We start from the raw sequence: 5,024 nt of genomic DNA, 5'->3' as shown, positions 1-5,024 counted from the left end.
GAGAATTTCGCGTGAGAGCCAGGAACTACCCGCGTTACGGATGACGTTGAACATGTTCGAAATGTCGTTCATGTGGAACATTGAAGTAATCATTGCGAGCACGAGGACCGGGCCGATCAGGTAAACGATCGGGGTGACGAGACGGTCTGCCGTCTTGTTGTCGACCTTCGTGGTCAGCCACAGATCCAGCACGCCGAGCACCACGAACATGCCCACGGCCATTTGAGAAACGACCGTGAAGATGATCATGGGGAGTTCATGCAGATTCATTAGATCTCCTCCGGGTTCGAGATGCTGCCCGTGGCGCTGTTCCAACGCTGGGCGTCGCGGTGGGGGGTGATGACGAGGCGCGGCTTCATGATCGTCGGATCGGGCAGCGGCGCCGTGCCATTCTCCGTGCCGTACGCCGAGCGCAGATCCTCGATCGGACCCCAGTCGAGCGCGCGCGTCGGGCACGCCTCCACGCACGCGGGATCCTGACCCTGCGAGCGGTAGTCGTAGCACAGGTCGCACTTGGTCATCTGGCCGACCTCCGCGTTGAACTGCGGAGCGCCATACGCGCAGGCCCACTCACAGTAGCGGCAGCCCACGCACTTACCCGGGTCCACGAACACGGTGCCGTCCTCGCGCCGGCTCATCGCCGTCGTCGGGCACACCTGCATGCAAATGGCGTCCTCGCAGTGATTACAGGCGATCGACGTGTAGTAGGAGAATACGCTCGGATTCATCGTGTCGCCGGACTGCTGCCACGAGCCGCCCGAGTATTCGACGACCCGGCGCCAGTTCACGCCCACCGGCGTATCGTGCTTGTCCTTGCACGCGATCTGGCAGGCGCGGCAGCCGTTGCACACCGTCTGGTCAAAGTAGAAGCCGTAGTTCGCTCCCGATTCAGTAGCCACCGTGCCCTCGGGCACGATGCGGTCGGATCCCGTCAATCGAGTGGTGCGGGCCGAATTCGTGTCAATGCTCATTTTCTAACCTCACTTAGCCTTCGATTGGCCGATCAGCCCTGCGACTGGCGGTAGTTGTTCCGGGTGGAGAGCTCGTCAGGGAAGCCCGTCTCCGCTCCCGGCTTGTGGTTGTTGACGTCGTCGGGCCACATCTGGAACGGATCGTGGATCTCGCCCCACTGATCGGAGGCAAGCTCAACTTGAACGTTGTTCGTGTACTGAGCGTTGGTCTTCGCGAGCGCCGAGGGGCGCAGCGACGTCACCGTGTTCGGGTTGCCGCCCATGTCAATCGGGGTTCCCTCGGGGCCAAGATTGTTGCGGTCCGGCTTGTACCACGCGCCTTCGGGAATCGAGACCACGCCGGGCATAATGCGCGGCGTCACCTTCGCCTTCAGGCGCGTGCGGCCGCGCTCATTGAACACGTCCACCGTGTCCATGTTCTTAATGCCGCGAGCCTCCGCGTCCATCGTGTTGATCCACGCCACCTGCTGGTGGGCGTCGCGGAGCCAGTCGACGTTTCCGTACGAGGAGTGGGTGCGGCCCTTGAAGTGGTAGCCGATCATCTGAAGCGGGTAATCGGCGTTCTCCTTGGCGGCTTCGGCGTCCTCCCACGTGCGGATGAACTCGGGAAGCGGCGTCACGACGTCGCCCTCGGGCAGATCCCAGTTCTCCGCCTTCCATGCGACCTCCGGCGAGTAAATCTCGATGAGGCCCGATGGCGTGGCAAGGGGATTGGCTTCGGGGTCGTCGCGGAAATCCGTGAGCGGGCGGGCCGTGTCCATCAATTCCTTGTAGACGCCCTGCTCCTTCATCTCCTCATAGCTGGGCAGACCCGGCGTGAGCTTGCGCGATTCGTCGAGTGAGTATTCGACCCACTCGTCCTGCGTGCGGCCCTCGGTGAATTCGTCACCGACTCCGAGGCGCTCAGCCAGCTCGGCGCAGATATCGAAGATCGGCTTCGATTCGTACAGCGGCTCCGTCGCCTGCGAGGTGACGATCGTGTAGCCCATGTTCGCCGACATCGCCTGCAACACGATATCCGACTCTTCCGTGTTCATCGTGCCGGGCAGGACGTAGTCGGCAACCTCGCACGAGGACGTCCACTGATTGTCGACGACGACGATCAGCTCGGCCAGCGAATCATCCGTGAGGATCTCCGTGGCCTTATTGATTTCGGAGTTCTGGTTGATGAGGATGTTCGATCCGTAGGCAAAGAGGAACTTGAGGTTCGTCTCGAGCTTGGGGTCGTGAATGGCCTCGCCGTCGTCGTCCCAGTCACGAACGCCGTCGACACCGCGCATCTCAGTGCCACGCTGGATGGCCTCGAGCCACGAGAAGTGGGAGATCATCTTCGTCACGGGGTTCGTGGTCCAGAACGGCTTGGCGATGGCAAGCGCCGCGGTGCCGTTGTTCGTGCCAAGTCCGCCGCCGGGGATACCTGGGTTGCCGAGCATGGCGTTGAGCGTGATGACGGCGCGCGCCGAGTTTTCGCCGGCTGCATGGCGCTGCGGGCCCCATCCCTGATGGATCATCGAGGGCTTGTTGTTCCCGAGGTCGTGGGCGAACTTCACGATCGTCGACGCCGGCACGCCCGTGATCTTCGATGCCCATTCGGGCGTCTTCTCGGTGCCGTCGGGACCCTTGCCCTCGATGTACGCGCGGTAGGAGGAGTTCCTGGGCGCGTCGTCGGGCAGGTGGTCTTCGTCGAATCCGAGGCAGTACTCATCGAGGAACTCCTGATCGTGCAGGTCATCCTTGATGAGGACGTGTGCGATGCCGGCCACGAGCGCGGCGTCCGTGCCTGGCCGGGGTGCGATCCACTCATCGGCGAGCAGCGCGGCCGAGTCGGAGTGCCGCGGGTCAACGATGTAGGTCTTGACGCTCGTTTGCTTGAGCAGCTTTTGCGCGTAGAAGGCTTCGGAGCCTCCCGACATCTTCGTCTCCATCGGGGAATGGCCCCACAGCACGTACAGCTTGGTGTTCACCAGATCGTCCGTGGAGTTGGAGTCGAAGTAGCCGCCGAGGGTCAGGCGCATCGCCTCGGTGATGCCGCCCGTCGAGTAGTCGCCGTAGTAGCCGAGGTAGCCGCCCTTGAGGTTGAACAGCCGCGCGACCGGCCCGCCGTACGGGGTGTAGGAGCTCGTGATGTTTCCAGACACGACGCCGGTGCCGTACGTCGGGAAGACGGATTCGGGGCCGTACTGGTCGAGGATCTGCTCGTACTTGGCCGCGATCTCGTCGAGTGCCTGCACCCAGGAAATCTCATCCCACAGGTTCTCGCCGCGCTTGGTGCCCTCGCGGCGCTTGAGCGGGGACTTGAGGCGATCGGGGTTGTAGATGCGGTGACGGATTGATCGACCGCGAGGACATGCCGGGATGCGCCACGGCTGGTCGAGCTCCTCGCCGCCGGTGTTATCCGGCAGAACGCGCACGACGTGGCCGTCCTTGACCTGAAGGCGCAGAGGGCATCGAGCGCCACAGTTGACCATGCAGGCCGACCAGACAGTTCGGTCGGCCTCGGCGTAACCGTCAACTTGGGCGGCGCTTGCCGGGCTCGGGGAGCCGAGCCCCGTCGTCGTCGCAGCTAGGCCGGCGACTCCGGCGGCCACGCCCGACCACTTGAGGAATGTTCGACGCGACGGTCCAGCGGCCGTGACATCGTCCTTCGTTGGCAGAGTTTGGGTCATAGTGTTCACCTTCGGTTGGACTGGTGAGCGAACAACTGGTTTTTACCAGAAATACAGGTCAATACTATGACTAATCGTCACGTGTAAATTAGACCTAGGTCCCGGGTTTTGGCGGGCGGAGGCAGGGGTCGTTTGCGCAGGTTGGATCGGTGTGTGGCAATGGGTCGCGCTGGCCGCGGGCGGCCGTTGGTGAGCGCCGTCGGGCCTAAAGCGTTGCCGAATCCTCGCCTGTTGCCGCGAGTCGCTCGAACCAATGCTCGGCAAGCGTGGCGTCGGGCAGCAGATCGCGATCGGCGACGCCCGGCTGAAGTTCGCCGTAGTAAAAGTCCGCGCCCATCTCCTTCGTTGCAGGCACATAATAAATGATCATGCGGGTAGGAAGAGATTCGGCCTCATCGTAGAGCTCGTTCAACACGTCCAAGAGACCATCAAAAAGTGCATCCTGCCCATCCGGTGAGCTGTCCACGCCAGAGATAGCCCCGCCCATCTCGAACGCCTGCAGGTAGCGGCCATCTGCAAGAAAGAACGCCTCGGCAACGCTCACGCCGTCCTCTTCGGTGACATATACCCACAGCTTGTCCACCTTGTCGGAGTGAAGCGCGAAGCCATAGGCAACCTCAATAAAACGTGGGGCGGCGGCAGCGAAGGCCTGCTGAAAATTCGTCATACGACGATTTCACCACGAACTGGCGCGATTATTCCAGCGTCGTCGTCGACTAACGGCGCCTAGTTGAGGTCCGGCGAATCATCGCCAGTTATGCGAAGGCGCTCAAGCCACTTTTTGAATATCACCTGGGTGGGGTCGAGACCCTCGATCTCTTCCACAACCTCGAGCGGCGCATAGGAGAAGTTGGCGTCCAGGGCCTCGATGTCCGGAGTGAACGCGAGAACCATGTGCGTGGGATGGGGATCCTTGCGCACCTGTGTGAGCCAACTGTCAAGCAGATTCCCCAGGTCGTCCTTGAGATCCTCAGTTGCATTCGTGGAGGTGTGGGGGAACGCTTCGCCAAGTTCCTCGCACGTATGGATCTTGCCTTCTACCTTGAATACCGGTTCAACGAGCAGGCGCCGCTTCACGACTGTGGCGTAGATCCAGAGCTTGGCTATCTCCGGTGACCTCTCGGTGAAATCCCATGCCGTTGCGACAAGGTACGGAGCGTAGGCCTCCAATCTTTTGGCGAAGGATATTGTGGGGCTCTTCTTTCTGCCAAATAGCGTCATCGGGCCGCTCCTAGTGAAGTCTTAGGCGAGTGAGATGAATGCCTTTTCGAGTTCTTCGGGCGTGTATTGCGGGTCGTCCGTCGTCACGCAATTGCGCATGGCCGAGGCGATGATCGTGTAGCCCGCCTTGTTGAGTGCGGAGGTGACGGCCGCTAGCTGGTGGATG

The 5,024-nt window shown here is 61.7% G+C and carries 6 protein-coding genes; all 6 read right to left on the bottom strand.

Features of this window, described 5'->3' with window-relative positions; translation table 11 throughout:
- Positions 1–270, bottom strand: a 270-nt coding sequence (locus ACHFFR_RS08305; RefSeq protein ID WP_394263801.1) for a DmsC/YnfH family molybdoenzyme membrane anchor subunit, incomplete at its 3' end; no start/stop codon positions are given.
- On the bottom strand, positions 270–971 hold the full coding sequence (locus tag ACHFFR_RS08300) for a DMSO/selenate family reductase complex B subunit (RefSeq protein ID WP_394263800.1): 702 nt from the start codon (positions 969–971) through the stop codon (positions 270–272). The genes ACHFFR_RS08300 and ACHFFR_RS08305, both read right to left, overlap by 1 nt.
- Before the next feature lie 32 nt (positions 972–1,003).
- Positions 1,004–3,637: a DMSO/selenate family reductase complex A subunit gene (locus tag ACHFFR_RS08295; protein ID WP_394263799.1), complete on the bottom strand. Its 2,634-nt coding sequence runs from the start codon at positions 3,635–3,637 to the stop codon at positions 1,004–1,006.
- Between the two features lie 205 nt (positions 3,638–3,842).
- Complete coding sequence (locus ACHFFR_RS08290) at positions 3,843–4,304, bottom strand: hypothetical protein (protein WP_394263798.1); 462 nt, start codon at positions 4,302–4,304, stop codon at positions 3,843–3,845.
- 59 nt (positions 4,305–4,363) lie between these two features.
- Positions 4,364–4,858, bottom strand: coding sequence for a hypothetical protein (locus tag ACHFFR_RS08285; RefSeq protein WP_394263797.1), 495 nt, complete (start codon positions 4,856–4,858; stop codon positions 4,364–4,366).
- Positions 4,859–4,879: 21 nt separating this feature from the next.
- On the bottom strand, positions 4,880–5,023 hold the full coding sequence (locus ACHFFR_RS08280; RefSeq protein WP_394263802.1) for a metal-sensing transcriptional repressor: 144 nt from the start codon (positions 5,021–5,023) through the stop codon (positions 4,880–4,882).
- Position 5,024: the final 1 nt, after the last annotated feature.

This window comes from Trueperella sp., from assembly GCF_043424875.1.
Classification (GTDB): Bacteria; Actinomycetota; Actinomycetes; order Actinomycetales; family Actinomycetaceae; genus Trueperella.
Note: the sequence above shows the minus strand (reverse complement) of the source record. Positions and strands in the feature narration are given on the sequence as shown.

Excerpts from the sequence above, each read along its gene's own strand:
- ACHFFR_RS08300 (WP_394263800.1), bottom strand. The coding sequence starts at position 971 with ATGAGCATTGACACGAATTCGGCCCGCACCACTCGATTGACGGGATCC.
- ACHFFR_RS08290 (WP_394263798.1), bottom strand. The coding sequence starts at position 4,304 with ATGACGAATTTTCAGCAGGCCTTCGCTGCCGCCGCCCCACGTTTTATT.
- ACHFFR_RS08285 (WP_394263797.1), bottom strand. The coding sequence starts at position 4,858 with ATGACGCTATTTGGCAGAAAGAAGAGCCCCACAATATCCTTCGCCAAA.
- ACHFFR_RS08295 (WP_394263799.1), bottom strand. The coding sequence starts at position 3,637 with ATGACCCAAACTCTGCCAACGAAGGACGATGTCACGGCCGCTGGACCG.